Below are 25,699 nucleotides of genomic sequence, written 5' to 3' on the forward strand. Positions count from 1 at the left end.
GCAGCCCGGCCCCGGCGGCGGCTAGCCGAGCCGCGAGGCCTTGAGGAACTCCCGCAGGATGCGCTCGCCGGCCAGCACGCCCCGCTCGGGCAGGGCGGTGATCTCCGGGGCCGTCCAGGCCGCGTCGGCCAGCTCGCCGTGCCCCGGACGCCAGCCCCGGTCCGCGGCCAGCAGCAGGTCGGCGTCGAGCAGCGAGTCGCCCGCCGCCAGCGTCAGTCCGGCGCCGGTGCGGCGGGCCACCTCGCGCACGGCGGCGCTCTTGGTCAGCGGCTTGGGCACCGCGTAGATCTTGCGGCCCTGCAACGACACCGTCCAGCCGCGGTTCTCCGCCCAGACCGCGAGCTCCTTCACCCACTCCTCGGGCAGCAGCTCGCGCTCCACGACCAGGTAGGCGAAGAGGTCCTCGGCGATCCGCTGCTTGCGCAGCCAGAGCGGGTCCGCCGTCCTCGTCAGATGGTCCTGCACCTCCGCGAGCGGGGCGCACTGGGCGCTCAGCCGCGCGAGCACGGCCGCGTGCCAGTCCTGGTCGGTCGCCCCGTCGACGAGGAGATGGCCGCCGTTGGCGCAGATCGCGTACGTCGGCGGCGGGCCCGGCAGGTTGATGCGCTGGTACTGCTTGCGCGTGCGCGTCGTCGTCGGCACGAAGACGGCCCGGTCGCCGAGGTCGGTCAGCAGCTGCGCGGACGTCTCCGTCATGAACGACAGCGGCTTCGCCTCGTGCACCTCCACGCACAGCAGCCGCGGCGCCCGGGCGTCCGGCATGGTCAGCGCCAGGGCGGCCGCCGAGTAGATGAGCGTCCGGTCGAGGTCGCTCGCCACCAGAACCGGCATCAGACCGTCACCGCCGTGCCGTCGGCGCCGGTCGCGCCGCGGGTGTACTGCGGGTGGATGAGCCCGACACAGGTGTACGGCAGGTCGCCGACCTCCTCGACGGGCACCCCTCGCTGCTCCGCGAGCAGACGTACGTGGTCCAGGTCCGCGCCCGCCCCGGCCCGCGCCAGGATCTTCCACGGCACCCGGCGCAGCAGCACCCGGGTGGTCTCGCCGACGCCCGGCTTGACCAGGTTCACGTCGTGGATGCCGTACTCCTCGCTGATCCGCTCGACCGCCGCCCACCCCTCCCAGCTGGGGGTGCGATCGCCGGCCAGCAGCTCCTTGACCGCGCCGTCGACGGCGTCGGCGACCTCCGGGAAGCGGGCGGCGACGGCGTCCAGGAAGGCCACCGAGACGTCCGTGCCGGCGAGCTCGCGGTAGAACTTCGCGCCGTGGAAGTCGTCCGGGCCCACCAGGTCGGCCCGCAGCACGGTCCGCGAGACGAGCCCCGACACGGTCGAGTTGAGGCAGGCGGACGGGATGAGGAAGTCGTCGCGGGTGCCGTAGGTGCGCACGCACGAGCCGGGGTCGGCCAGCACCGCGATCTCCGGGTCGAAGCCGGCCGCGCCGCCACGCGCCTCGAACTCCCCGATCGCCGCGGCCAGTTCCCGGGTGATCGCGCCCTTGCCGGTCCAGCCGTCCACGAAGACGACGTCACGCGGGTCGTGGTGGGCGGCCAGCCAGCGCAGCGCGTTGGCGTCGATGCCCCGGCCGCGCACGATGGACACGGCGTAGTGCGGCAGGTCGAGTCCGTGCCGGAACTGCGCCCAGCGGCGCATCAGCACGCCGACGGGCGTGCCGGCCCGGGCCAGGGAGACCAGGACGGGCCGGGGCGACCGCTCCGCGATCACGGTGTCCGTGACGACCCCCACGGCCTGCGCGATCCGCGCCGCCGAGGTCTCCAGGGCGGCGTGGAACAGTTCCTGGTACTGCTCGCTGGGCTGGTACTCGACGGGCAGCGACTCGGCGTAGTGCGCTCCGCCGCTCTGGATGGCCTCCTCCCGCTCCTCGGTCGGCGCCTCCAGCGTCACGTCGGAGAGGTCCTGGAGCAGCCAGCCGACCTCCTCGGGCGCGTACGAGGAGAAGGCGGGGCCGCGGAGGGGGTCGGGCAGCATGGCGGGTCTCTCTTCAGACAGGGCGGCTACGTACAGCGGCTCGGGGACGTACGAGGGGACGACCGCGAGGACCACGTGCGGCGTGTGCGCGGCGAGCTGGGACAGGAGGCCGTCCGGGGCGTGCAGCTCCCGGGTGTCGGCCACGGAGTCCACGACGGCGACGACGGCGTCGAAGCCTCCGCCCGCGACGTTATAGGCATAGCGCTCGCCGGGGCCGTCGTCCGGGTCGTCATGCGCCGGGAAAACGATGCGGCTGCGTATCGCGTATCCCGGGTCGTCGACCGCGAGGACGGGCGAGCGGGTGGTGGTCGAGTAGCGGACCTCGGCGGCGACGACCTGCTCCAGCTCGCGGGCGAGCCTGAGGGGGGCGTACATCAGCTCCTCGAAGCCCAGGACCAGGACGCGCCGGGCGTCCTCGGGTATCGCCTCGGCGAGACGGGCCGCCATGGCGGGGAGTGCGGCCTCCAGGCGTGCGCGGTGCCGGGGGGTGAAGCCGTGCCGGCCGCCGTCGGGAAGGCCACGGGGCCAGGACAGGCCGACACGGGTGATGTGGCCGGGGGGCCGCGTCCGGCGGGTGCGGTCGGCTTCCCGCTGCGGGTCCGCCGTGGCCGGTCGCACCTCGCGGCGGAGCCGCGCGTCGTCGGAGCCCCGCGCCCCCCGCGGGCCGGAGTTCGCGTCGGCGTCCCGGTCGTCGCCCTGCCCGCCCGCGGACGACCGGTCACCGCTCGCGGCGCCCTCGGCCTCGTACCGGGCGACCAGCTCCTGCCCCTTCTCCAGCACGCCGTCGGGGAGCCGTACCGTGCCGGAGGCGGTGGCGATCAGGTCCACCCGGGCGCCGATCTCGCGGGCGAACTCCGCCAGCCGGCCCGCGTCCGCCGCCGAGCGCATGTCGACGAGCGCCACGACGACGTACCGCCGGCGCGGATACCGCTCGTGCAGGGCCCGGATCGTGTTCAGGACCGTGTTGCCGGTGGAGAACTCGTCGTCGACCAGAACCAGCGGGCCGTCCCCGACCAGCAGCGACGGGTCCTCCGGGAGCAGCAGGTGGGAGGTGGCGTGGGAGTGGGACTCCTCGAAGCCGCCCGCCGAGACGACGCCCGCCACGGGGCGGCGGGTGGAGTGCAGGTAGGGAGCGGCGCCGAGGCCGTCGGCGACACAGTGGCCGAGGCCGGTGGCGGTCTCCGCGTAGCCCAGGACGACCGCCCGGGCGGCCTCCTCGGCGCCGAGGAGCTCGCGCACCCGGCGGCCCAGCGCGAAGCCGTGCCCGTGCACGACGGACGGAAACTGCGGGATGTGCTTGCCCAGCACGTGGGAGACCAGCAGATGGGCCCGCTTGGGGTTGCGGCGCAACGCCAGCCCCAGCAGGTCCGTCAGCGTGTCGTCGCCGACGAGCTCGACGCCGAGCCGCTGCGCGACCCAGGTCCCGGACCAGATCGCGTCGTCGTGCCCGTGGTTCACTGCGTTGTTCATGCGTCCCTTGTGGATGAGGTGGGTGTTCAGCCGGGTATGCCGGCGGCGAGCAGGTCGACGAAGCTGACGTCCTCGTGGGCGACGCCGAAGACCTCCGCGCGGAGCATGGTGCGCTCGGCCCAGGCGCGGTGCGGTTTCACCTCGTTCATCTTGTTCGTGTACTGCGACCGCAGTACACCCCCACCGCCGCGTTCCGGCCGCAGGATGTCCGCCGCGTCGCTGTACTCCTCGTGGCTGACCACGGACAGCGCGTGCACGGCCGGCACGTGCGAGGGATGGATGCAGGTCTTGCCGAGCAGACCGTTGGCGTGGTCGAGGGAGATCTCGCGCAGCAGTCCGTCCATCGCGTGCTCGATCAGTCTCTCGCGCAGCTCCACGGCCTGGCCCTCCAGGAAGGGGCTGTGCCGCAGCATCGGCTTGAACATGCGCTCGGGCACCCGGAAGTACTCCCAGACCGGCCCGGTCACCGTGAACCCGGTCCCGTCGGCGCGGCCCAGCATGTTCACGACGTCCGCGATCACGGAGGCGACGATCTGGACGTCGTAGGCGGTCATGTCGGGCGCTCTGCGCAGCCCGTACGAGGAGCAGAAGTCGGTCACGCCCAGGCGCAGCGCGAGGACCCGGCTGCGGTACTTCTCGACGGCGCGGGCGATGCCCTCCAGGGCGTCCACCCGCGTCTCGCGGTACATCAGCTCGGGTGTCTCCAGCACGGGCATGCCGAACAGCCGGCGGCCGCTCGCCGCCTCGGCGCCCGACAGGGCCTCCAGGAAGGGGATGCCCCGCTCCTCGGTGAACTTGGGGAAGACGAACCCGCTGAGCAGTTCGGCGGTGGCTCCCAGGCGCCGGACCAGGTCCGGGATCTGCTCGGGCGTGCGCACCCGGATGAACAGCAGCGGCAGCTGCGGGCCGGGCCGGGCCGCGAGGTCGGCGAACTGCCGGACGAGGTTCTCCTCACCGGCCGCGACGTCCTCGTCGCCGATGGAGTCCTCCAGGCACAACACCATCGACACGACGCCGCGCTCGGTCTGCTTGACGATGTCGTCCGCCAGCCGGGGCCGCGTGGCCGGGCTGTAGAGCGTGGCGCCCAGGGCGGCGGAGAGCAGCTTGGCCGGGGAGTCGGCGCCGAAGGCGCACGGCTCCCGGTAGAAGAGGCGATGTCGCACCTCAGGGGCGAGGTGCCCGAAATGACGCATAAATCTCCCCTGTGGTGCAAGGTAAGGCGATGGATTCGGCAAGAGGTGGCCGGTAATAGTACGTAGGGACCCATGTCCGGGGTTCCCCCCGGTCATGAATTTCAGGTAACTCCGACACGCACAGTCCCGCACGGACCCGCGGCAGTCGTGTGCGGGGCACCCGAGTACCCCGCATTGTCGTGAGCAGGCCCGAGAAGGCAGGATGACCGCATGACGCACGCGATGCTGAAGGGGTCGAACGTCCCGCTGAAAGCCACCACGGTGCGCGCCGTGCTGCGCTGGACCCCCGGGCAGGGGGTCCCGGACGTCGACGTCTCGGCGCTGCTCCTCGGCCTCGACGGTCGTGTGCGCTCCGACGAGGACTTCGTCTTCTACAACCAGCCCCGCCATCCCTCGGGGAAGGTGTGGCGGCTCGGCAAGAAGCGCGTCGCCGAGGGCCTTACCGACACCATCCAGACGGACCTCTCCGGTGTCGAGTCCGGCGTCGGCCAGATTCTGCTGGTCGCTTCGGCGGACGGTGTCACGTTCGACCGCGTACGTTCCCTCAGCATCCTGCTGTACGACGCGGCGGCCGACGGTGAGCCCCTGGCCACCTTCGACATCCGCCCCGAGACGGGCCAGGAGACGGCGCTGATCTGCGGCGAGCTGTACCGGCGCGGCGAGGGCTGGAAGTTCCGCGCCCTGGGCGAGGGCTACTCCAACGGCCTCAAGGGCCTGGCCACCGACTTCGGCATCTCGGTGGACGAGTCGGAGGAGGCCGCCGCCGACCCGGCGCCGTCCCAGGCGCAGCAGGCCCCGGGCCCGTCCCAGCCGCTGCCGCCGGAGCAGCCGGCCTCGGCGGTCCCCCAGCAGCAGCCGTCGTACGGCTACCCGGCGAGTCTGCCGACGTACGGCTACGGCTATCCGGACGGCGCCTTCCGCCTGCCGCCGCAGGGCCCGCAGTTCATCGGACGGTGAGGTTCCGGGCGGGCCGGTGCGGGCAGACCGTGCGTGCCGTGAGGGCGGCCGGGTGAGCGCCCTGCGGCGCTACCTCTCGGCCTTCGCCTTGTAGCCCCGGCCCCACTGCAGCCCCCACCCGTAGAGCCGGTCCAGCTCGGCCTGGAAGCCGTAGACGAAGCGCACCTCGCGTCGCACGATCAGCTCCCCCTTGACGTTCTCGATCATCACCACCGCGCACGAGCGGGCCTGCGGATGCCGCTCGTCGAGGCCTATCTCGATCCGCGGCCCGTTGCTCGGGTACAGCGTGACGATCGCGTGCGTGCGGTCGAAGGCCGGCGTCTGGTCGTAGATGTAGACGAAGACGAGCAGCCGCTTGATCTGCTCGCGGTGGTCGAGGTTGACGTACATCGTCTCGCCGGACGCCGAACCGAACCGGTCGTCCCCGCTCAGCTTCACGTACGGCGCCGCGTTCACGTCGCCCAGCAGACCGCCCAGCGGCTGGACGACGCCCTTCGTGCCGTCGGCCAGCTCGTACAGGCAGCCGAGGTCGAGGTCGACGTTGACCATGCTCTGGCTGTGCTCGATGACCTCCGGGGGCCGCAGCGCCTTGAAGGGGTGGCGCAGCAGGCTCTCCCGCTGCAGCCCGCCGATGTCGGACGTGCGCATCCGCCAGGCCAGGTTCACCCGCAGGTTGCCGGTCGCGGCGCCCTGTTTGGTGAGGGACACCGTGTGATGCCGTTTGGTCAGTTCGATCGCGTTGGTGGCCGCGCTGCCCGAGTCGAAGTCGGCCGCCCTGCTGCCCAGGATTCCGTCGAAGAAGCCCATTCCCGCCCCCACATCCACGTCCACGGCATTCGCCGGAACAGACTGACGGGGCGGCCGTGCGAAGGACAGTGTCCTCACCGGCCGCCCCGTTCAGAGCGTTCCTCACTCAGCGTGCGGTCACACCCCGGACGAGACCTCAGTCTTCTCGTCCGAGCCCCGGGCTTTTCCCTCTGCCGCTGCCAGCGCCTTGTTGCGGCGCACGGAGGACCAGAAGGACCAGGCGATCAGGACGACGCCGACGAGGCCGGTGATGACCTCGTTGATCTGGTACTGGATGGTGACCATGAGGATGACGGCGAGGGCGCCGATCGCGTAGTGGGCGCCGTGCTCCAGGTAGACGTAGTCGTCGAGGGTGCCCTGGCGGACGAGGTACACGGTGAGCGAGCGGACGTACATGGCGCCGACGCCGAGGCCGAGGGCCATCAGGACGATGTCGTTGGTGATGGCGAAGGCGCCGATCACGCCGTCGAAGGAGAAGGACGCGTCCAGGACCTCGAGGTAGAGGAACATGAAGAACGCGGCCTGGCCGGCGAGGACGACCGGCGAACGCTTCTTCCCGGTCCGCGCGGCCTCTTCCTCCTCCTCGTGCTCACGCTCCTCCTCTTCCTCGAGCTTGTCCTCGAAGTAGCCGGAGAGGCCGCCGACGACCATGTACGTGATCAGACCGGCGATGCCCGAGATCAGGACCGTCTGCGCCTTGTCGACGTGCGCTCCGCCGTGCTGGTGGGCGTGGGTGGCGAAGGTGAAGGACGTGATCAGCAGGACGACCAGCGCGATGCAGACCGACAGCATGTCGACCTTGCCCAGCTTGGCGAGCGGGCGCTCGATCCAGCGAAGCCACTGGATGTCCCGGTCCTCGAAGATGAAGTCCAGGAAGATCATCAGCAGGAACATGCCACCGAAGGCCGCGATCGACGGGTGCGCGTCGGTGACGAGCTGCTGGTACTTGTCCTTGTCGTTGAGCGCGAGGTCCACCGCGTCGATCGGACCGATCTTGGCGCTGATGGCGACGATGACGACGGGAAAGACCAGCCGCATGCCGAAGACGGCGATCAGCACGCCCACCGTGAGGAAGATCTTCTGCCAGAAGGCGCTCATCTTCTTCAGGATTCCGGCGTTGACCACCGCGTTGTCGAACGACAGCGAGATTTCGAGGACGCAGAGGATCGCCACGATGCCGAGCGCCTCCCACCCCCCGTAGAAGCCCGCCGCCACGAGGCCGAGCGCGGTGATCGCGAACGACCAGCCGAAGGTTTTCAGAAGCACTGGCTACCCAATCGTGTATTGGGGGTCCTCCCAGACGGTGTCTGGGCGGAGGGCCTCCCCGCGCCGTACTCGGCTTTACGAAACGTTGACTTTCAGCTGCTGAGTCTAAGGGTCGACCGTTACGTGCGGTACAGGCGGCCCCGTACCGACCGGTAGCCGGGTTGCCGAAGAGGCCGGAGCCGCTAGGAGACGTTCACCCCGAAGTCCAGGGCAATGCCCCGCAGTCCGGACGCGTACCCCTGTCCCACGGCCCTGAACTTCCACTCGCCCTGGTAGCGGTAGAGCTCGCCGAAGATCATGGCCGTCTCCGTGCTCGCGTCCTCGCTGAGGTCGTAGCGGGCGAGTTCCTGGCCGTCGGCCTGGTTGACCACGCGGATGAAGGCGTTGGCCACCTGTCCGAAGGTCTGGCCCCGCTCGTCGGCCATGTGGATGGAGACCGGGAAGACGATCTTGTCGCACTGCGGCGGCACCTTGGGAAGGTTCACCAGGAGCGACTCGTCGTCGCCTTCGCCCTCACCGGTGAGGTTGTCGCCGGTGTGCTCGACCGAGCCGTCCGGGCTCGTGAGCTGGTTGTAGAAGACGAACCACTCGTCCCCCATCACCCGGCCGTCGGTGCACAGCAGTGCGCTGGCGTCCAGGTCGAAGGGGGCTCCGGTGGTGGAGCGCGCGTCCCAGCCGAGTCCGACCATCACCTGAGTGAGGTTCGGCGCGGCCTTGGACAGGGAGACGTTGCCTCCCTTGGCGAGCGTGACGCCCATGTTGCTGGTCCTCCCCTAGGTGGTGCTCGGTGCTGCCTCTTGGTTGTCCTGCGCGTCCGGCGCCGACCGTAAACGGTGCGGCGCCGGACGGAGCTGACGTTCGGGTGACTTCGGCCCTGCGGCTCAGACGTTGACGCCGAAGTCCTGCGCGATACCGCGCAGGCCCGACGCGTAGCCCTGGCCGATGGCACGGAACTTCCACTCGGCGCCGTGCCGGTAGAGCTCGCCGAAGACCATGGCGGTCTCGGTCGACGCGTCCTCGCTCAGGTCGTAGCGGGCGATCTCGGCGCCGCCGGCCTGGTTCACGACGCGGATGAACGCGTTGCGGACCTGCCCGAAGGACTGCTGGCGGTTCTCGGCGTCGTAGATCGAGACCGGGAAGACGATCTTCTCGACGTCGGCCGGGACCGCGGCGAGGTTCACCTTGATCGCCTCGTCGTCGCCCTCGCCCTCACCGGTGGTGTTGTCACCGGTGTGCTCGACCGAGCCGTCGGGGCTCTTGAGGTTGTTGAAGAAGACGAAGTTGGCGTCGCTGCCGACCTTGCCCGAGTTGTTCAGCAGCAGCGCGCTGGCGTCCAGGTCGAAGTCCGTGCCGGTCGTGGTGCGCACGTCCCATCCCAGACCGACGATGACCGCGGTCAGGCCCGGGGCCTCCTTGGTCAGCGAAACGTTGCCGCCCTTGCTGAGGCTGACTCCCACGGGTCCTCCATTGGTGTCCTGGGGCGGGGGCCCCGTCCTGCGTTGGATATCGGATCAACGAGTCGATCCTAGTGACGGGTTCCCGGACGACGCAGGCCCCGCACCCGAAGAATCACAGGGTGTCGGGATCCGGGCGCCGGGATCCGGAAGTCCGAGAGCCACGGCCCCGCGGGATCGGAGCGGGATCAGAGGGTGTCGAGCGCCTTGACGTACGCGCCGAGGTCACGGGCGTCCGGCAGCGCGTTGACGACCGTCCAGCGCACGACGCCCTCCTTGTCGATGACGAAGGTGCCGCGCACCGCGCAGCCCTTGTCCTCGGCGAAGACGCCATAGGCGCGGGAGACCTCGCCGTGCGGCCAGAAGTCGCTGAGCAGCGGGTACTCCAGGCCCTCCTGCTCGGCGAAGACGCGCAGGGTGTGGATGGAGTCGTTGGAGACGGCGAGCACCTCGGTCTCGCGGTCGGCGAACTTCGGGAGGTTGTCGCGCACCTCGCACAGCTCGCCCGTGCACACGCCGGTGAAGGCGAAAGGGTAGAAGAGCAGGATCACGTTCTTGCTGCCCCGGAAGTCGGAGAGCTTCACGTCCCGGCCGTGGTTGTCCTTGAGCTCGAAGTCAGGGGCCTTGTCGCCGACCTGGATCGCCATCGCCTGGATGTCCCTTCGTGGGCTGTCTGGGTGAGAACAGCCTACGCAGCGATCACCGGGACCGACGGACGGGCCGGGTCACGAGGACCCGGCCCGTCCGGGCTCGATCACTTCTGGGACGTCACTCCTCGGACGTCACTTCTTGGACTTGGCGGCCTTGGGCGTCACCAGCCGGCTGCCGCTCCAGTCCTTGCCCACGCTGACGCTCTTGCTGGCCGACAGACCCGCAGTCGTCGCGGCTTCGGAGATGTCGCTCGGCTCCACGTATCCCGTACGGCCGGTCTTCGGCGTCAGGAGGAGGATCGACCCGCCTTCTTCGATGTACGTGGTGGCGTCCACCAGCGCATCCGTCAGGTCTCCGTCATCGTCGCGGAACCAGAGCACTACGGCGTCGGCGACGTCGTCGTAGTCCTCGTCCACCAGATCGCTGCCGATGACTTCCTCGATGGACTCGCGGAGCTCCTGGTCGACGTCGTCGTCGTAGCCGATCTCCTGGACCACCTGCTCGGGCTGGAAACCCAGCCTGACGGCAGGGCTGGTCCGCTCCTCCGCGTGGTCCGCGGTCGCGCTCACGGGTTGCCTCCTGATCATGATTTGGGAATATCTCAGCCACGCGCGTGCGCGAGGCATTGGCCGTAGTCCACACGGGCGGGACGGATCGCGCAAGTACCCGGCGGTTCGGACCGCCGAAACGGTGACGATCCTGGCCGTGTCGACGCAACTCCAGGCACTCGATGCGGACGAATGGTGACGCACACCACACCTATCTGCCCTGTTTGCGTATTTGAGAACCATCCAAGGGTACGAGATTCGAACGGGTGCCGGTTACCTAGGGGTAGAGATGACGTTTGCGGCCCCTAGGTACACGATGGGGGCGGTGCAGCTACTGGAGAAGCAGCTTCATACCGGTGAGATTCCCAGCAAGACAAAACAGCCCCACACAGCCCTCTGACAGGTAAGGAACAGCGTGGCTTCCGGATCCGATCGCAACCCGATCATCATTGGCGGCCTTCCTAGTCAGGTTCCTGACTTCGATCCCGAGGAAACCCAGGAGTGGCTCGACTCCCTCGACGCCGCGATCGACGAGCGCGGCCGGGAGCGGGCCCGCTATCTCATGCTGCGCCTGATCGAGCGGGCCCGCGAGAAGCGCGTGGCCGTGCCCGAGATGCGCAGCACGGACTACGTCAACACCATCCCCACCAGGGCCGAGCCGTTCTTCCCGGGCAACGAGGAGATCGAGCGCAAGATCCTCAACGCGACCCGCTGGAACGCGGCCGTGATGGTGTCCAGGGCCCAGCGCCCCGGCATCGGCGTGGGCGGTCACATCGCCACCTTCGCCTCCTCCGCGTCCCTCTACGACGTCGGCTTCAACCACTTCTTCCGCGGCAAGGACGAGGGCGACGGCGGCGACCAGGTCTTCTTCCAGGGCCATGCCTCGCCGGGCATCTACGCGCGCGCGTTCCTGCTCGACCGGCTCAGCGAGGACAATCTCGACGCGTTCCGCCAGGAGAAGTCGAAGGCGCCGCACGGGCTGTCCTCGTACCCCCATCCGCGGCTGATGCCGGACTTCTGGGAGTTCCCGACGGTGTCGATGGGCCTCGGCCCGATCGGCGCCATCTACCAGGCGCGGATGAACCGCTACATGCACGCGCGCGGGATCGCCGACACGTCGAAGTCGCATGTGTGGGCGTTCCTCGGCGACGGCGAGATGGACGAGCCGGAGTCGCTCGGCCAGCTGACCATCGCCGCCCGCGAGGGCCTGGACAACCTGACCTTCGTCGTCAACTGCAACCTGCAGCGGCTCGACGGCCCGGTGCGCGGCAACGGCAAGGTGATCCAGGAACTGGAGTCGGTCTTCCGCGGCGCCGGCTGGAACGTGATCAAGCTGATCTGGGACCGGTCGTGGGACCCGCTGCTCGCGCAGGACCGCGACGGCATCCTCGTCAACCGGATGAACACCACGCCGGACGGCCAGTTCCAGACCTACGCCACCGAGTCCGGCTCCTACATCCGTGACCACTTCTTCGGCGACGACCAGCGGCTGCGCGCGATGGTCGAGGGCATGACCGACGACCAGATCCTGCACCTGGGCCGCGGCGGTCACGACCACAAGAAGATCTACGCGGCGTTCAAGGCGGCCGTGGAGCACACCGGCCAGCCGACGGTCATCCTCGCCAAGACGGTCAAGGGCTGGACGCTGGGCCCGAACTTCGAGGGCCGCAACGCCACGCACCAGATGAAGAAGCTGACGGTCGCCGACCTCAAGGGCTTCCGCGACCGGCTGCACCTGCCGATCTCCGACAAGGAGCTGGACGGCGGCCTCCCGCCGTACTTCCACCCGGGCCGGAACTCGGAAGAGATCCAGTACATGCACGACCGCCGCAAGGGCCTCGGCGGCTATGTGCCGACCCGTGTCGTGCGCTCGAAGCCGCTCGCACTGCCGGACGACAAGACGTACGCGACCGTGAAGAAGGGTTCGGGTCAGCAGTCGATCGCCACCACCATGGCGTTTGTGCGGTTGCTCAAGGACCTCATGCGGGACAAGGAACTCGGCAAGCGGTTCGTACTGATCGCGCCGGACGAGTACCGCACCTTCGGCATGGACTCCTTCTTCCCGAGTGCGAAGATCTACAACCCGCTCGGCCAGCAGTACGAGTCGGTCGACCGTGAGCTGCTGCTCGCGTACAAGGAGTCCCCGACCGGGCAGATGCTGCACGACGGCATCTCGGAGGCCGGCTGCACGGCGTCCCTGATCGCCGCGGGCTCGGCGTACGCCACGCACGGCGAACCGCTGATCCCGGTCTACGTCTTCTACTCGATGTTCGGTTTCCAGCGCACGGGTGACCAGTTCTGGCAGATGGCGGACCAGCTGGCACGCGGATTCGTCCTCGGCGCGACCGCCGGCCGTACGACGCTGACCGGTGAGGGCCTGCAGCACGCGGACGGCCACTCGCAGCTGCTCGCCTCGACGAACCCGGGCTGCGTCGCCTACGACCCCGCCTACGGCTTCGAGATCGCGCACATCGTGCAGGACGGGCTCCGGAGGATGTACGGCAGCTCCCCCGAGCACCCGCACGGCGAGGACGTCTTCTACTACCTCACGGTCTACAACGAGCCCATCCAGCACCCGGCCGAGCCGGAGAACGTGGACGCCGAGGGCATCGTCAAGGGCATCCACCGCTTCAGCGAGGGCACGGCGGGCTCGATTCCGGCGCAGATCATCGCCTCGGGCGTGGCCGTCCCCTGGGCGGTCGAGGCGCAGAAGATCCTCGCCGAGGAGTGGAACGTCCGGGCCGACGTCTGGTCGGCCACCTCCTGGAACGAGCTGCGGCGCGAGGCCGTCGACGTCGAGCGGCACAACCTGCTGCACCCGGAGGAGGAGCAGCGGGTGCCGTACGTGACGCGCAAGCTGGCCGGGGCCGAGGGGCCGTTCGTGGCCGTCTCGGACTGGATGCGGTCGGTGCCGGACCAGATCGCCCGCTGGGTGCCGGGCACGTACCAGTCGCTGGGGGCAGACGGCTTCGGCTTCGCCGACACCCGCGGCGCGGCTCGGCGGTTCTTCCACATCGACGCCCAGTCGGTGGTCGTCGGCGTGCTCACCGAGCTGGCCAAGGAGGGCAAGATCGACCGGTCGCTGCTGAAGCAGGCCATCGACCGGTACCAGCTGCTGGACGCGTCGGCGGCGGACCCGGGGGCGGCCGGGGGCGACGCGTAGAGGTCACCCGCGGGCGAGGGGCGGTGGAGCTTCGGCTCCCCCGCCCCTTACTCGTTCTTTACTATGCGGACATGCAACGACGAACGGCGCAGGACCGGCAGGACCGGTGGGAGCAGTGGACCCAGCGGCCGTTGCTGGCCCTCACCGTGGTGTTCGCCCTCGCCTACGCGGTGCCGATCGTGGACACCTCCGCCGGCAGGCCGCTGACGGTGGCCTGCACCTCGGTGGAGTGGGCGGTGTGGGGGACGTTCGCCGCGGACTACGTGGTCCGGCTGGCGCTGACGCCCGAGCGGCGCCTGTTCGTGCGGACGCACTGGCTGGACCTGTGCGCGGTGGTGCTGCCCCTGCTGCAACCGCTGCGGCTGTTGCGGCTCGTCTCGACGCTGCTGCTGGTGGGGCGGCGGGCGCGGATGGCCTCGCAGATCCGGATGACCACCTACGTCGTCGGGGCGGTCGTCGGGCTGCTGATGTTCGGTTCGCTCGCCGTGCTGTCGGTCGAGCGGGACTCGCCGGAGGGGAACATCCGGACACTGGGTGACGCCCTGTGGTGGTCGTTCACGACGATGACGACCGTGGGATACGGGGACCACTCTCCGACCACCGGGCTGGGACGGATCATCGCCGTCGGGCTGATGCTCTCCGGGATCGCGCTGCTCGGTGTGGTGACCGCGAACATCGCGGCGTGGTTCATCGAGCGGTTCGACAAGGACGACGTCGAGGAACGCGCCCAGACGGAGGCGATCCTGGCGCTGACGGAGGAGGTGCGGGCGCTGCGGCGAGAGGTCGCGGCGCTGCAGGACGGCGCCCGTGGGACCTCGTCGCTGACCTCCCGCCGACCGTCCGGGTAGCGGGGCGGCCGGGAGGCGCGGGGAGTCGGGGCCTCGGAACGGCCCGCGGCCCGTCAGCCGGCCGTCGGAGCGGTCCGCTGCCGGCCAGTGCGTTCGCTGCCGGTCAGAGCGTTTCGCTGCCGGTCAGAGCAGCCCGTTGCCCGTTCCCGTGGCGCCCGCCAGCCAGATGATCGCGAGCAGCGTGTCGATCGCGCCGAGGACGACGGCGACCAGGGCCGGCACCGGACGGGAGCCCGCCCAGCTACGGCCCATGGCCAGCCAGCCGCAGACGATCGCCGCGGGGCCGAGGATGATCCCCAGCGCGAAGAATCCGGCGACCGCGCAGACGAGGCCGATGATTCCGAGCGTCGCGCGATCCGGCCCGGCCTGTGACCCCGTGCGGCCACTCGAACGGGGGTACCTGCGGGCGCCGTTTCCGAAACCGGCCATCGTCAACTCCCTGGATTCCGGGGCTGTTCGATGGTCGGGTACCCGCGACACGCGGACTATTCCCCGCAGTTGCCGGGCAGTCGGCGCGCTGTCCCCCTCCGGCAGCGCGCCGCAGCCCTGGCCGCCCTGCCATCCGGAGGGCTTGACTAACTGTGACCTGCGGCGCGTACCGGATGCGAGGAACCTTTAGCGTTGTCACCCTGATAGGGGACATTCCTTGAAGTTCCGTCAGGTCGGACCGGCGGGAGCGCCTCAGATGTGGCCCGTCCCGGCGCCGGCGTCCGCGTTCTCCCCGCGCTTGGTGAACAGCGCGACGACGACGGCGACGACCGCGACCCCGGACGCCACCAGGGACGCCAGGCTCATGCCGGAGATGAACGTGTCGTGGGCGACGTCGGCGATCTTCGCGGCGATCGCCTCGGGAGTGCCCTTGGCCACCGGGGCCGCGCCGACCTGAACCGCCTCCGAGGCCTGGTCCAGCTGCGCGGGGGTGAGCGCGGGCAGCCCCGCGTCCTTCCAGTTGGCCGGCAGGTCGCTGTCGACCTTGGATGCCATCACGGCGCCCAGCACGGCGGTGCCGAGGCTGCCGCCGATCTGCATGGCCGCCTGCTGGAGGCCGCCCGCCACGCCCGACAGCTCCATGGGCGCGTTGCCGACGATGACCTCGGTCGCGCCGACCATGACCGGTGCGAGGCCGAGGCCCAGCAGGGCGAACCAGACCGACATGACACCGCTGCCGGTGTCCGTCTCGAGCGTGGACATGCCGTACATGGCGATCGCGGTGGCCGCCATGCCGCCGGCCAGCGGGATGCGGGGGCCGAGCTTGGTGATCAGCGCGCCCGCGAGCGGGGAGCCGACGATCATCATGCCGGTGAGCGGGAGGAGGTGCAGGCCCGCGTCGATGGGGCTCATGCCGTGCACGTTCTGGAGGTAGAACGTCACGAAGAACAGGCCGCCGAGGAAGGCGACGGCCATCAGCACCATGAGGACCACGCCCGCCGACAGCGGGACCGAGCGGAACAGCGCCAGCGGGATCAGCGGTTCCCGGACCTTCGTCTCCCAGTAGGCGAAGGCGGCGAAGAGCACCGCGGAGCCGAGCAGGAACGCCCAGGTCGCCCCGTCGCCCCAGCCCCAGGCCGGCGCCTTGATGAGGGCCCAGACCAGGCAGAACATCGCGCTCGAGAGCAAAGCGATGCCGAGGAGGTCGAAGGAGCGCGGGGCGTTCTCGGCGCGGTGGTCGAGCAGGATCAGCACGCCCAGGACCAGGGCGAGGGCCCCGACCGGCACGTTGATGAAGAACACGGACTGCCAGTTGACGTGCTCGACGAGGACGCCGCCGAGGATCGGGCCGCCCGCGGTGGACGCGCCGATGACCATGCCCCACAGGCCGATGGCCATGTTGAGCTTCTCCGCCGGGAACGTCGCGCGCAGCAGACCGAGCGCGGCGGGCATCAGCAGGGCGCCGAACAGGCCCTGGAAGACACGGAAGACGACGACCAGCGCGATGCTGTCGGACAGGCCGATCGCGCCGGAGGCGGCGGCGAAGCCGACGACGCCTATGAGGAACGTCTGACGGTGGCCGAAGCGGTCACCGAGCTTGCCCGCGGTGATCAGGGTGACCGCGAGGGCCAGGAAGTAGGCGTTGGTGATCCACTGGACCTGGGCGAAGGTGGCGCCCAGGTCCTTGGCGATGGCCGGGTTGGCGATGGCGACGATGGTGCCGTCGAGGGCCACCATCATGACGCCGACGGCGACGGTGAGCAGGGTGAACCACGGGTGGCCGCGCAGCCCCTTGGCGGACGGTCCCTCCGACGGGTCTGCCGGCGTCCTGCCCCCCGGTCCCGTCGAGTCGATGGCGGTCTGACTAGTCATGCGTTCGAGGCTAGTGACAGCCACTGACAATTGACAAACGAGTTCACAAGTCGGTAACTGACACTTATGCACACACTGCGCGAACGCAAGAAACAGCGCACCCGGGACGCGCTGCTGCGGGCCGCCGTGGAGCTGTTCACGTCCCGGGGATACGACGGGACCACCGTCGACGAGATCACCGAGGCCGTCGGCGTCTCCCAGCGCACCTTCTTCCGCTACTTCACCGGCAAGGACGAGGTCGCGCTCGGCCTGGTGGAGATGACGGTGACCAGGTTCGTCGAGGAGGTCCGCGCCCGCCCGGCGCACGAGACGCCGCTGCAGGCGCTGCGCCGGGCCGTCGTCGACGGCTGGTACTCGATCAACGAGGTCGTCGAGTCCGTCGTCCCGGTGGAGCTGTATCTGCGCATGTACCGGGTGATCGAGGAGACGCCGGTGCTGCTCGCCGCGCATCTCAGGCGCTCGGCGGAGGTCGAGGAGGACGTGGCGCGGGTGATCGCCGAGCGCGAGGGGCTCGACGCGGACGCCGATCCGCGGCCGCGTCTGGCGGTGGCGGTGTTCGGCGGGGCGATGCGGGCGGCGGAGCGCCGGTGGTCCACGGGCGAGGACCTCGACCCGGAGGAGATCCGGCTGCTGACGGCCCGGTATCTCGACGGCCTGGGGCCCGCTCTGCTGGGCGACTGGCGCGAGCCTGGAGCGGACCACGGGGCCTGAGACCCATACAGGCCTGAAGGGGATCATGACCACTCGCACGCCGGTTGAAACGTGATCCCCATCACTTGGGTCACCCGAGACCCTCTCGTTCTCCTAGTGTGTCCTTACAGTGACTTCCTTCGACACCTCCCCTCAGCTCAACGTCTGGCGCGCCCTGGCGGCCCTGGCCGTGGTGTTCGTGATGCTGACGACCACCGGCTGGACCGCCCTGCACCAGCACCGGGGCGCCACCGCCCTGCAGCACTCGCGCGCGGCGTGGGAGCACGGCCGGGTCGACGGCCGGCGGCTGCCGGACCTCGACTCCGCCCCCGCCCGGCTCGCCCGTTTCTTCGCCGGGCTGACCGCGCCGCAGCGCACCGCGCTCGCGCACGACTACGCGCTCGCGGTGGGCAACATGAACGGCGCCCCCGCCGAGCTGCGCTACCGCGCCAACCGCGTCGCCCTGCGCCAGCAGATCCGCGTGGAGCGCAGACGCCTGCACGACAGCCGGCTCACCCCGGCAGGGCAGCTGCTCGCCGACCGGCGGATGCACCGCTACGAGGCGATGAACACCGCGGGCCGGCAGATCCTCGCCTTCGACCCGGAGGGCTCCGGCCGGGCCGCAGAGGTGTTCGGCCGGCTCGATGACGCCGAGCGGATCTCCGTGGTCGTCCCCGGCGTCGACACCGACCTGCTCACCTTCCAGCGCACCAACCGCAAGTACTCGGCGCCCGTAGGCATGGCCCAGGCCCTCTACACGGCCGAACACGCGGCGAGCCCCTCGACGCGCACGGCCGTGATCGCCTGGGCCGACTACACCTCGCCCGACGGCCTGGGCATCGACTCGGCCACCGCGATGCGCGCACGCAACGGCGCCGTCCGGCTGAACGCCCTGCTCGGCGCCCTGCCGGGCCGCGCGCCGGTGTCGCTGTTCTGCCACAGCTACGGCTCCGTGGTGTGCGGGGTCGCCGCGCGCTCCATGCCGGACCGGGTGACCGACATCGCGGTGGCCGGCAGCCCCGGGATGCGCGTGGACAAGGCGGCCCAGCTGGGCACCGACGCCCGGGTGTGGGCGATGCGGGACGCCGACGACTGGATCCAGGACGTGCCGCACCTGGAGGTCGGCGGCCTCGGGCACGGCGAGGACCCGATGGCGCGGGAGTTCGGCGCCCGCGTGCTCTCGGCACGGGAGGCCCAGGGCCACGGAGGCTACTTCGAACCGGGCACGGACAGCCTGCGCAACTTCGCCGAGATCGGCACCGGCGCATTCCGCTCGGTGGAGTGCGCCCACGACGATGACGCCTGCACGGCGGGTTTGTTCGACACGACAGAGGCTGGACGCGCGTAGAGACGCAGTAATTGCGGGGTCGCGCGGGGAGGGGACGAAGAATGGGTGTCACGCCTACGATGAGCCGCATGGGTGACGTACTGGCCGGATTTCATGCCGCCTGGGAGTTCGAGTCCGACTCCGTCCTCATCCGCTACGAACGGGGGCTTCGCACTCCCAAGCTGCTCTCGGCTCTCCGCGAGCGCCGTATACCGCTGTCGGCCGTCGCCGGGGTGACGCTGGCCCCCGGCAAGCGGGGGACGGTCGTCCTGCGCCTGGAGCCCCGAGCGGGAGCCGATCCGTTGCTGGAGGCGGCCGCCGGCCAGCTGAAGGAGGGAAGCGACCCCTACCGGCTGGTGCTGCCCGCCGAGCGCGAGACGCTCGCCGAGTACTACGCCGACGAGCTGCGGTCGCAGCTGACCGGCTCCGGACCGGCCGAACGGTTCCTGGTGGACGCGCCGGAGGCGCCGCTGTCGTTCAAGGCGTACGACGGGAAAGCCTCGTTCGACGGGCGGACGGTGCGCTTCCGGTGGTTCTGGACGGGAGCGTCGTCCGCGAAGTGGAAGGCCGGCGACCAGAGCTTCGCCGTCTCCGAACTCAGCGGCGTCGAGTGGCGCTCGCCGGAGGTGTTCGAGGGACACCTCCGGCTGATCAACGGACAGGAGGCGCCGGTCCAGCCCGACCAGGATCCGGCGACCGTCGTCTTCGGGCTCGGCTACGGGCCCGTGCACGAGTCGCTGCCGTTCGCGGCCGCGGTGCTGGCGGCGGTCCGCGGCCGCGGGGCCTCGGCGGCCGTCCCGGCCGTGACCGTGCCGCGCCGGGATCCGGCCGACATCGCCGACCGGATCCGCCACCTCGGGGAACTGCATCAGGCAGGACTGGTGACCGACGAGGAGTTCACCGTCAAGAAGGCCGAGCTGCTGGCCGAGCTCTAGTGCTGTCGGCGTCGCCCGGCCCCGGCTGCCGTACCGGCTGCCGGGGCGGGCGGGTCACTCGCGTCCGGCGGAGGCGAACCGCATGTCCGCGTACCGGTCGCCGGCCACCTTGGCCGAGATCGGCTCCAGCAGGTCCAGCTCCTCGTCGCTCAGCACGATCCCCGTCGCCGCGGTGTTCTCCTCCACCCGGCCCGGCTTGCTGGTGCCCGGGATCGGGATCACCGGCAGGCCGTGCACGGTGCTCCGCTGCTGGACCCAGGCCAGGGCGATCTGGCCGAGCGAGGCGCCGTGGGCCTCGGCCACCGTGCGGACCGGCTCCAGCAGGGCCGCGTTGGCGACCGCGTTCTCGCCGTTGAAGCGGGGCTGCTGACGGCGGAAGTCGTCGGCGGTGAGGTCCGTTCCGGCGTCGGTGAAGGAGCCGGTGAGGAAGCCCCGGCCGAGCGGGGAGTAGGGGACCAGGCTCACGCCGAGCTCGCGGGCCGCCGGCACCACCTGCGCCTCGATGTCCCGGCTGAACAGCGACCACTCCGACTGGACGGCGGCGATGGGGTGGACGCCCTGTGCCGCGCGCAGCTCGTCGGCCGTCACCTCGCTCAGGCCCAGCTGCTTGACCTTGCCCTCGCGCACCAGGTCGGCCATCACGCCGACGGTGTCCTCGATCGGCACGTTCACGTCACGCCGGTGCATGTAGTAGAGGTCGATGACGTCGACGTCCAGGCGGCGCAGGCTCGCCTCGACGGCCTCGCGGATGTAGGGCGCGTCGTTGCGGATGATCCGCCGCGAGGGGTCCTCCGGGGGTATCGCCAGGGCGAACTTGGTGGCGATCACGACCTCGTCGCGGTGCGCCTTGAAGAACGGGGAGAGGAACTTCTCGTTCTCGCCCGCGCCGTACGCGTCGGCCGTGTCGTAGAGCGTGACGCCCAGCTCCAGGGCCCGTTCCAGAGCGGCGCGGGATGCGTCGGCGTCCGTGGGACCGTACGCGAAGCTCATGCCCATGCAGCCGAGGCCCTGGACGCCGACCTCGGGTCCGTTCTCTCCGAGTCGTGCCGTCGGGATCGTGCTGTAGGTCATCGGGCGGTCCTCTCGGCTTCGTGGAGCTGGGGTTCGTGGAGCTGGGGTTCGTGGAGCTGGGGTTCGTGGAGCTGGGGTTCGTGGGGCTGGGGTTCGTGCAGGCGGCCTTCGTAGGCCTGGGCGCGGGTGGCGTCCCCGTAGAACGTGATCTTCCGGTCGAGCACGGCGAGCGTGTCCTGGAGTTCGGCGATCCGGGCCCGCACGTCGCGCCGGGTGTTCTCCAGCAGTTCGTAGCGCTCGCCGAACGTGTGGTCGCCCTCGCGGACGAGCTCGGCGTACCGCACCATGTCGGCGACCGGCATACCGGTCAGCCGCAGCTTCCCGACGAGGTCGAGCCAGTCCAGGTCGCGGTTGCTGTAACGGCGCTGGCCGGTGTGCGAGCGGTCGATGTGGGACATCAGCCCGATGCGTTCGTACCAGCGCAGGGTGTGGGCCGTCAGGCCGGTGAAGGCGACGACCTCGCTGATCGTGTAGCTGTCCTGCCCGTCGGGGCGAGGGTGCCGCGGCGGGGGCGCGGAGCAGACGTCTGCGGGGGCGGGATTCTGCTCGATGGTCACGGGCGTGGTCTGCAACACCGTCATGACCACCACGCTATGGCCTTCGAGTGCGCTCGAAGCAAGCGGATACGGTAAGAAACCGGGGGACACGGCTCGATCACGCCGGTTAGCGTGCGGGGCATGAGTGTCGTGCGCCGAGCCCTGCCCGAGGACGCCGCGGAAGTGCTGCGGCTGCGCCAGGTGATGATCGACTCGCTGTCCCCCGGCGACGGGTCCGGCGGCGGGTCCGTCGGCTGGCACGCCGAGTCGCTGCCCACACTGCGCCGGCGGCTGTCCGAGCCCGACGGCGACTTCGCCGCCTTCGTCGTCGATCACCCCGAGCGGCCGGGGACGCTGGCCGCGCTGGTCGTGGGGACGATCGAGTACCGCATCGGGCGTGCCGGCAACCCGCGCGGGACCGTCGGCTACGTCTTCTCCGTCGCCACCGATCCCGGCGCGCGCCGCCGCGGGTACGCACGCGCCTGCATGGACGCGCTGCTCGCGTGGTTCCGGGCGCGGGGCGCGGCTCAGGTGCACCTCACCGCGTCCGCGGACGCGGCGCCGCTCTACACCGCCCTGGGCTTCCGCCCCAAGCCGGACCCCTTGATGGAGCTGCTGCTGTGAGCCGCATAGGGTCGTGGGCATGTCGTTGAAGAGTCTCGCGCTGATCGAGAACTGGCCGGTTCCTTCCGCCGCCGCGGGCGTCGTGCGGGCCGACGGCACGGTGCTGGGCGCCCACGGCCCCGTCGACCGGCGCTTCCCGCTGGCCTCGGTCACCAAGCCGCTCGCCGCGTACGCCGCCCTCGTCGCGTACGAGGAGGGCGCGGTGGAGCTGGACGAGCCCGCGGGGCCGCCCGGGTCCACGGTCCGCCATCTCCTGGCGCACACCTCCGGGCTCGCCTTCGACGAGCACCGCACGACCGCGGCCCCGGGCGAGCGCCGGCTGTACTCCAACGCCGGGTTCGAGCAGCTCGGCGACCACATCGCGAAGGCGACGGACATCCCGTTCGCGGAGTACCTGCGCCAGGCGGTCCTCGAGCCGCTGGGGATGACGGCGACGTCCCTCGACGGCTCCCCCGCCAAGGACGGCGTCTCGACGGTCGGGGATCTGCTGCGGTTCGCGGCCGAGGTGCAGGCGCCCAGGCTGCTGGACCCGAGGACGGTGGCCGCGGCCATGTCCGTGCAGTACCCCGGGACGAAGGGCGTGCTGCCCGGCTACGGGCACCAGAACCCCAACGACTGGGGGCTGGGCTTCGAGATCCGCGACTCCAAGTCGCCGCACTGGACGGGCAGTTCGTCGTCGCCGCGCACGTTCGGCCACTTCGGGCAGTCCGGCACGTTCCTGTGGGTCGATCCCGACGCGGGGGCGGCCGCGGTGGCGCTGACGGACCGGGCGTTCGGGCCGTGGGCGGCCGAGGCCTGGCCGCCGTTCACGGACGCGGTGCTGGCGGAGATCCGCTGACCGCTAGCCGGTCGCATCCTGGCCGGCCGGATCGTGGCCGGTCAGCTCCCACAGCAGTACCTCCGCCGCCGTCGCCCCCACCGCCTCCAGGTCCTTCGCGTCCGTGACGCGCGCCGCGTCCCCGGCCGCCAGCTTGTCGCCGCCCAGGCGGACTTCGCCGCGCACGACGTGGACGTAGACCAGGGGGGCGTCCGGCACCGCCGTGCGCTGCCCCGCGTCCAGCCGCCGCACGTGCAGCATCGCGCCCGCCCGCGGGACGGCGTACGGGGTGGAGTCGGCGATGCCGCGGACGATCTCGTACGACGGGTCGCCGCCGGGGGCCGGCGGGGCCAGCCACATCTGGACGAAGGTCAGGGGCACGTCGGCGTCGTTGCGTTCCACGTGCCGCACGCCGTCGGCCGAGCTGAGCCGCTGCACGTCACCGGGGCGCACGCGGGTCTCGTGACCGGCGGAGTCACGGTGGGTCAGCTCGCCCTCGACGACCCAGGTCACGATCTCGGTGTGGCTGTGGGGGTGCTCGTCGAACCCGGCGCCCGGGGCGAGGCGCTCCTCGTTGCAGGCGATCAGCGGGCCGAAGCGGAGGTTTCCGGGGTCGTAGTGGGGGCCGAAGGAGAACGCGTGCCACGACTCGATGCCCGCGGCCGGGTCTCCGCCTCGGTAGCGCTCGTCGGCGCGCCGTACGTCCATCACGGCACCCACGGTAGACCCGCCCCGCCCGGCGCGCGGGCCCCGGCGCGTCGGACCCCCGGCCGACGGCGGGAACGGAGACGACCCACCGGCTCGAGCATGCGCGGCGATAAGGCAGTCTTGTCCATGTGCCCGAACCAGAAACGAGTCGCCCTCAGCCCGCGGTCGCCGTCCACTCCCACCCCGCCACGCTGAAGCGGCTGGAGAAGTCCTCCGGGAGTCTCGCCGCCCAGGCCATCGCGCGGATGGACGAGACACTGCCGTGGTACCGGGCGATGCCCCCGGAGAACCGTTCCTGGATCGGACTGGTCGCCCAGGCGGGCATCGCGGCCTTCACCGAGTGGTTCCGGCACCCCGACGCCCCGCAGGCCATCTCCACCGACGTGTTCGGCACGGCGCCGCGCGAGCTGACGCGGGCCATCACGCTGCGGCAGACCGTCGAGATGGTGCGGACCACCATCGAGGTCATGGAGTCCGCGATCGACGAGGTCGCGGCGCCCGGTGACGAGAACGTGCTGCGCGAGGCGCTCCTGGTCTACGCCCGGGAGATCGCCTTCGCCACCGCCCAGGTCTACGCCCAGGCCGCCGAGGCACGCGGCGCCTGGGACGCCCGGCTGGAGTCGCTCGTCGTGAACGCCGTGCTGAGCGGCGAGGCCGACGAGGGGGCCGTGAGCCGGGCCGCCGCGCTCGGCTGGAACTCGCCGGAACATGTGTGCGTCGTCCTGGGCACCGCCCCGGACGGCGACTCGGAGCTGACCGTGGAGGCCATCCGGCGGGCCTCGCGGCACTCGAAGCTCCAGGTGCTGACCGGAGTGCTCGGCACCCGGCTGGTGGTGATCGCCGGCGGCAGCGACAACCCGCTCGCCGTCGCCAAGTCGCTGATCGGGCCGTTCGCCGCGGGACCCGTCGTGGCGGGGCCCGTCGTGCCCGACCTGCTGGCCGCGACCCGGTCCGCACAGGCCGCCGCGGCCGGCCTCAAGGCCTGTTCCGCCTGGCAGGACGCACCCCGACCGGTGCTGGCGGACGATCTGCTGCCGGAGCGCGCCATCGCCGGTGATCCCGGTGCGCGCGAGCAGTTGGTGGAGGAGATCTACAGACCGCTGGAGGAGGCCGGGTCCGCGCTCCTGGAGACGCTCTCCGTATATCTCGAACAGGCGTCCAGTCTCGAGGGGGCCGCCCGGATGCTCTTCGTGCACCCGAACACCGTGCGCTACCGGCTTCGACGTGTGACTGACGTCACCGGTTGGTCGCCTTCGGATGTACGCTCCGCGTTCACGCTCCGGATCGCGCTGATCCTGGGGCGTCTGGTCGACGGAGATCCTCAGACCTAGCCTTTTGTCGGGGTCCCACAAAACCCCCTGCCGTTCTTCGTCCCTGTCCCCACGGGCGGCTTCGGCCGTCCCCAAGAGAGAGTGTGAGAGTGCTCGTACTCGTCGCTCCCGGCCAGGGCGCCCAGACGCCCGGCTTCCTGACTCCCTGGCTCGAACTGCCCGGCGCCGCCGCCCGCGTCGCCGCGTGGTCGGACGCCATCGGCCTGGACCTCGCCCACTACGGCACGCAGGCCGACGCGGACGAGATCCGTGACACCGCGGTGGCCCAGCCGCTGCTGGTCGCCGCCGGAATCCTGTCCGCCACGGCGCTCGGCGACGCGTCCGCCGCCGCGGTCGCGGGCCACAGCGTCGGCGAGTTCACCGCCGCCGCGCTGGCCGGCGTCCTCGACGACACCGTCGCGCTGGGCCTGGTGCGCAAGCGCGGCCTGGCCATGGCCGAGGCCGCCGCGGTCACCGAGACCGGCATGTCCGCGCTGCTCGGCGGGGACCCCGAGGTCTCCCTGGCGCATCTGGAGAAGCTGGGGCTCACCCCGGCGAACATCAACGGCGCGGGCCAGATCGTCGCCGCGGGCACGCTGGAACAGCTCGCCGCGCTGGCCGAGGACAAGCCCGAGGGCGTCCGCAAGATCGTCCCGCTGAAGGTCGCCGGCGCCTTCCACACGCGGCACATGGCGCCCGCCGTCGAGGCCCTGGCCAAGGCGGCCGCGGAGCTCGTCCCGGCCGACCCCACGGTCCGCTACGTCTCCAACAAGGACGGACAGGCCGTCGCCTCCGGGGCCGAGATCCTGGACCGGCTGGTCGGCCAGGTCGCCAACCCGGTCCGCTGGGACCTGTGCATGGAGACCTTCAAGGAGCTCGGCGTGACCGCGCTCGTCGAGGTCTCCCCCGGCGGCACCCTGGTGGGCCTCGCCAAGCGCGCCCTGCCCGGTGTGAAGACGCTGGCGCTGAAGACCCCCGACGACCTCGACGCCGCTCGCGAGCTCATCGCCGAGCACGGCGTCGTCTGAGGAGCCC

General features: G+C 70.9%; 23 protein-coding genes and 1 pseudogene. 10 read left to right on the forward strand and 14 right to left on the reverse strand.

Going from position 1 to position 25,699, the window contains the following annotated elements; translation table 11 throughout:
* Window positions 1-21 precede the first annotated feature (21 nt).
* Genes BG482_RS12375 through BG482_RS12385 form a run of 3 tightly spaced genes read right to left on the reverse strand, consistent with a single transcriptional unit; the run spans window position 22 to window position 4,651 of the window.
* Window positions 22-831: an HAD family hydrolase gene (locus BG482_RS12375; protein WP_069769022.1), complete on the reverse strand. Its 810-nt coding sequence runs from the start codon at window positions 829-831 to the stop codon at window positions 22-24.
* Window positions 831-3,458: a phosphoribosyltransferase gene (locus BG482_RS12380; RefSeq protein WP_069769023.1), complete on the reverse strand. Its 2,628-nt coding sequence runs from the start codon at window positions 3,456-3,458 to the stop codon at window positions 831-833. The genes BG482_RS12375 and BG482_RS12380 overlap by 1 nt, the downstream gene beginning before the upstream one ends.
* A 26-nt stretch (window positions 3,459-3,484) precedes the next feature.
* Window positions 3,485-4,651: an HpcH/HpaI aldolase/citrate lyase family protein gene (locus BG482_RS12385; protein WP_069769024.1), complete on the reverse strand. Its 1,167-nt coding sequence runs from the start codon at window positions 4,649-4,651 to the stop codon at window positions 3,485-3,487.
* Window positions 4,652-4,861: 210 nt separating this feature from the next.
* On the opposite strand from BG482_RS12385, the gene BG482_RS12390 reads away from it, so the two are divergent.
* A complete protein-coding gene (locus tag BG482_RS12390; RefSeq protein ID WP_069769025.1) occupies window positions 4,862-5,608 on the forward strand; it encodes a TerD family protein in 747 nt (248 codons plus the stop codon).
* Window positions 5,609-5,677: 69 nt separating this feature from the next.
* On the opposite strand, the gene BG482_RS12395 is transcribed toward BG482_RS12390, so the two are convergent.
* The 6 genes from BG482_RS12395 to BG482_RS12420 form a co-directional block, all read right to left on the reverse strand.
* Entirely contained in the window at window positions 5,678-6,415 is a 738-nt protein-coding gene (locus BG482_RS12395; protein ID WP_069769026.1) for a Tellurium resistance, read from the reverse strand.
* Between the two features lie 117 nt (window positions 6,416-6,532).
* Complete coding sequence (locus tag BG482_RS12400; protein WP_069769027.1) at window positions 6,533-7,681, reverse strand: DUF475 domain-containing protein; 1,149 nt, start codon at window positions 7,679-7,681, stop codon at window positions 6,533-6,535.
* Window positions 7,682-7,863: 182 nt separating this feature from the next.
* On the reverse strand, window positions 7,864-8,439 hold the full coding sequence (locus BG482_RS12405; RefSeq protein WP_069769028.1) for a TerD family protein: 576 nt from the start codon (window positions 8,437-8,439) through the stop codon (window positions 7,864-7,866).
* Window positions 8,440-8,562: 123 nt separating this feature from the next.
* Window positions 8,563-9,138, reverse strand: a complete 576-nt coding sequence (locus BG482_RS12410; RefSeq protein WP_069769029.1) for a TerD family protein — start codon at window positions 9,136-9,138, stop codon at window positions 8,563-8,565.
* Window positions 9,139-9,323: 185 nt separating this feature from the next.
* Entirely contained in the window at window positions 9,324-9,782 is a 459-nt protein-coding gene (locus BG482_RS12415; RefSeq protein ID WP_069769030.1) for a peroxiredoxin, read from the reverse strand.
* A 135-nt stretch (window positions 9,783-9,917) separates the two neighbouring features.
* A complete protein-coding gene (locus tag BG482_RS12420) occupies window positions 9,918-10,355 on the reverse strand; it encodes a DUF3052 domain-containing protein (protein WP_057583034.1) in 438 nt (145 codons plus the stop codon).
* Window positions 10,356-10,749: 394 nt separating this feature from the next.
* Here BG482_RS12420 and aceE point away from each other — a divergent pair, with 394 nt between their 5' ends.
* Complete coding sequence (gene aceE, locus BG482_RS12425; protein WP_069769031.1) at window positions 10,750-13,497, forward strand: pyruvate dehydrogenase (acetyl-transferring), homodimeric type; 2,748 nt, start codon at window positions 10,750-10,752, stop codon at window positions 13,495-13,497.
* 71 nt (window positions 13,498-13,568) lie between these two features.
* A complete protein-coding gene (locus BG482_RS12430; RefSeq protein WP_069769032.1) occupies window positions 13,569-14,345 on the forward strand; it encodes a potassium channel family protein in 777 nt (258 codons plus the stop codon).
* 123 nt (window positions 14,346-14,468) lie between these two features.
* Here the strand turns inward: BG482_RS12430 and BG482_RS12435 are convergent, their stop codons facing one another.
* Window positions 14,469-14,774, reverse strand: a complete 306-nt coding sequence (locus tag BG482_RS12435) for a small hydrophobic protein (RefSeq protein ID WP_069769033.1) — start codon at window positions 14,772-14,774, stop codon at window positions 14,469-14,471.
* Window positions 14,775-15,026: 252 nt separating this feature from the next.
* Window positions 15,027-16,646, reverse strand: coding sequence for an MFS transporter (locus tag BG482_RS12440; protein WP_069769034.1), 1,620 nt, complete (start codon window positions 16,644-16,646; stop codon window positions 15,027-15,029).
* Window positions 16,647-16,712: 66 nt separating this feature from the next.
* Here BG482_RS12440 and BG482_RS12445 point away from each other — a divergent pair, with 66 nt between their 5' ends.
* From BG482_RS12445 to BG482_RS12455, 3 genes are all read left to right on the forward strand, one after another.
* A complete protein-coding gene (locus tag BG482_RS12445; RefSeq protein ID WP_069769035.1) occupies window positions 16,713-17,357 on the forward strand; it encodes a TetR family transcriptional regulator in 645 nt (214 codons plus the stop codon).
* Window positions 17,358-17,466: 109 nt separating this feature from the next.
* Window positions 17,467-18,684 (forward strand): alpha/beta hydrolase, encoded by a 1,218-nt coding sequence (locus BG482_RS12450; RefSeq protein ID WP_069769036.1) that lies wholly within the window; start codon window positions 17,467-17,469, stop codon window positions 18,682-18,684.
* A 59-nt stretch (window positions 18,685-18,743) separates the two neighbouring features.
* Window positions 18,744-19,598: a DUF4429 domain-containing protein gene (locus BG482_RS12455; protein ID WP_069769037.1), complete on the forward strand. Its 855-nt coding sequence runs from the start codon at window positions 18,744-18,746 to the stop codon at window positions 19,596-19,598.
* A 54-nt stretch (window positions 19,599-19,652) separates the two neighbouring features.
* Here the strand turns inward: BG482_RS12455 and BG482_RS12460 are convergent, their stop codons facing one another.
* Both BG482_RS12460 and BG482_RS12465 read right to left on the reverse strand, forming a co-directional pair.
* Window positions 19,653-20,669 (reverse strand): aldo/keto reductase, encoded by a 1,017-nt coding sequence (locus tag BG482_RS12460; RefSeq protein ID WP_069769038.1) that lies wholly within the window; start codon window positions 20,667-20,669, stop codon window positions 19,653-19,655.
* Window positions 20,670-20,776: 107 nt separating this feature from the next.
* Window positions 20,777-21,250: pseudogene (locus tag BG482_RS12465) on the reverse strand (MerR family transcriptional regulator); the annotation flags it as partial.
* A 96-nt stretch (window positions 21,251-21,346) separates the two neighbouring features.
* On the opposite strand from BG482_RS12465, the gene BG482_RS12470 reads away from it, so the two are divergent.
* Together BG482_RS12470 and BG482_RS12475 are read left to right on the forward strand one after the other, a co-directional pair.
* Window positions 21,347-21,829 (forward strand): GNAT family N-acetyltransferase, encoded by a 483-nt coding sequence (locus BG482_RS12470; protein ID WP_069769039.1) that lies wholly within the window; start codon window positions 21,347-21,349, stop codon window positions 21,827-21,829.
* Between the two features lie 19 nt (window positions 21,830-21,848).
* Entirely contained in the window at window positions 21,849-22,667 is an 819-nt protein-coding gene (locus BG482_RS12475) for a serine hydrolase (protein ID WP_069769040.1), read from the forward strand.
* A 3-nt stretch (window positions 22,668-22,670) separates the two neighbouring features.
* Here the strand turns inward: BG482_RS12475 and BG482_RS12480 are convergent, their stop codons facing one another.
* Complete coding sequence (locus tag BG482_RS12480) at window positions 22,671-23,354, reverse strand: pirin family protein (RefSeq protein ID WP_107450512.1); 684 nt, start codon at window positions 23,352-23,354, stop codon at window positions 22,671-22,673.
* A 128-nt stretch (window positions 23,355-23,482) separates the two neighbouring features.
* Between BG482_RS12480 and fasR the strand changes: the two genes are divergently transcribed.
* A complete protein-coding gene (gene fasR, locus BG482_RS12485) occupies window positions 23,483-24,685 on the forward strand; it encodes a fatty acid biosynthesis transcriptional regulator FasR (protein WP_069769041.1) in 1,203 nt (400 codons plus the stop codon).
* An 89-nt stretch (window positions 24,686-24,774) separates the two neighbouring features.
* Window positions 24,775-25,692 (forward strand): ACP S-malonyltransferase, encoded by a 918-nt coding sequence (locus BG482_RS12490; RefSeq protein ID WP_069769042.1) that lies wholly within the window; start codon window positions 24,775-24,777, stop codon window positions 25,690-25,692.
* Window positions 25,693-25,699 lie beyond the last annotated feature (7 nt).

It is taken from the genome of Streptomyces sp. LUP30 (assembly GCF_001746365.1).
Classification (GTDB): domain Bacteria; phylum Actinomycetota; class Actinomycetes; order Streptomycetales; family Streptomycetaceae; genus Streptomyces.

Bases quoted from the DNA above. Each gene is read 5' to 3' on its own strand.
- BG482_RS12375 (WP_069769022.1), bottom strand. From the start codon at position 831: ATGCCGGTTCTGGTGGCGAGCGACCTCGACCGGACGCTCATCTACTCG.
- BG482_RS12380 (WP_069769023.1), bottom strand. From the start codon at position 3,458: ATGAACAACGCAGTGAACCACGGGCACGACGACGCGATCTGGTCCGGG.
- BG482_RS12385 (WP_069769024.1), bottom strand. From the start codon at position 4,651: ATGCGTCATTTCGGGCACCTCGCCCCTGAGGTGCGACATCGCCTCTTC.
- BG482_RS12390 (WP_069769025.1), top strand. From the start codon at position 4,862: ATGACGCACGCGATGCTGAAGGGGTCGAACGTCCCGCTGAAAGCCACC.
- BG482_RS12395 (WP_069769026.1), bottom strand. From the start codon at position 6,415: ATGGGCTTCTTCGACGGAATCCTGGGCAGCAGGGCGGCCGACTTCGAC.
- BG482_RS12405 (WP_069769028.1), bottom strand. From the start codon at position 8,439: ATGGGCGTCACGCTCGCCAAGGGAGGCAACGTCTCCCTGTCCAAGGCC.
- BG482_RS12415 (WP_069769030.1), bottom strand. From the start codon at position 9,782: ATGGCGATCCAGGTCGGCGACAAGGCCCCTGACTTCGAGCTCAAGGAC.
- BG482_RS12430 (WP_069769032.1), top strand. From the start codon at position 13,569: ATGCAACGACGAACGGCGCAGGACCGGCAGGACCGGTGGGAGCAGTGG.
- BG482_RS12435 (WP_069769033.1), bottom strand. From the start codon at position 14,774: ATGGCCGGTTTCGGAAACGGCGCCCGCAGGTACCCCCGTTCGAGTGGC.
- BG482_RS12440 (WP_069769034.1), bottom strand. From the start codon at position 16,646: ATGACTAGTCAGACCGCCATCGACTCGACGGGACCGGGGGGCAGGACG.
- BG482_RS12445 (WP_069769035.1), top strand. From the start codon at position 16,713: ATGCACACACTGCGCGAACGCAAGAAACAGCGCACCCGGGACGCGCTG.
- BG482_RS12455 (WP_069769037.1), top strand. From the start codon at position 18,744: ATGAGCCGCATGGGTGACGTACTGGCCGGATTTCATGCCGCCTGGGAG.
- BG482_RS12460 (WP_069769038.1), bottom strand. From the start codon at position 20,669: ATGACCTACAGCACGATCCCGACGGCACGACTCGGAGAGAACGGACCC.
- BG482_RS12470 (WP_069769039.1), top strand. From the start codon at position 21,347: ATGAGTGTCGTGCGCCGAGCCCTGCCCGAGGACGCCGCGGAAGTGCTG.
- BG482_RS12475 (WP_069769040.1), top strand. From the start codon at position 21,849: ATGTCGTTGAAGAGTCTCGCGCTGATCGAGAACTGGCCGGTTCCTTCC.
- BG482_RS12480 (WP_107450512.1), bottom strand. From the start codon at position 23,354: ATGGACGTACGGCGCGCCGACGAGCGCTACCGAGGCGGAGACCCGGCC.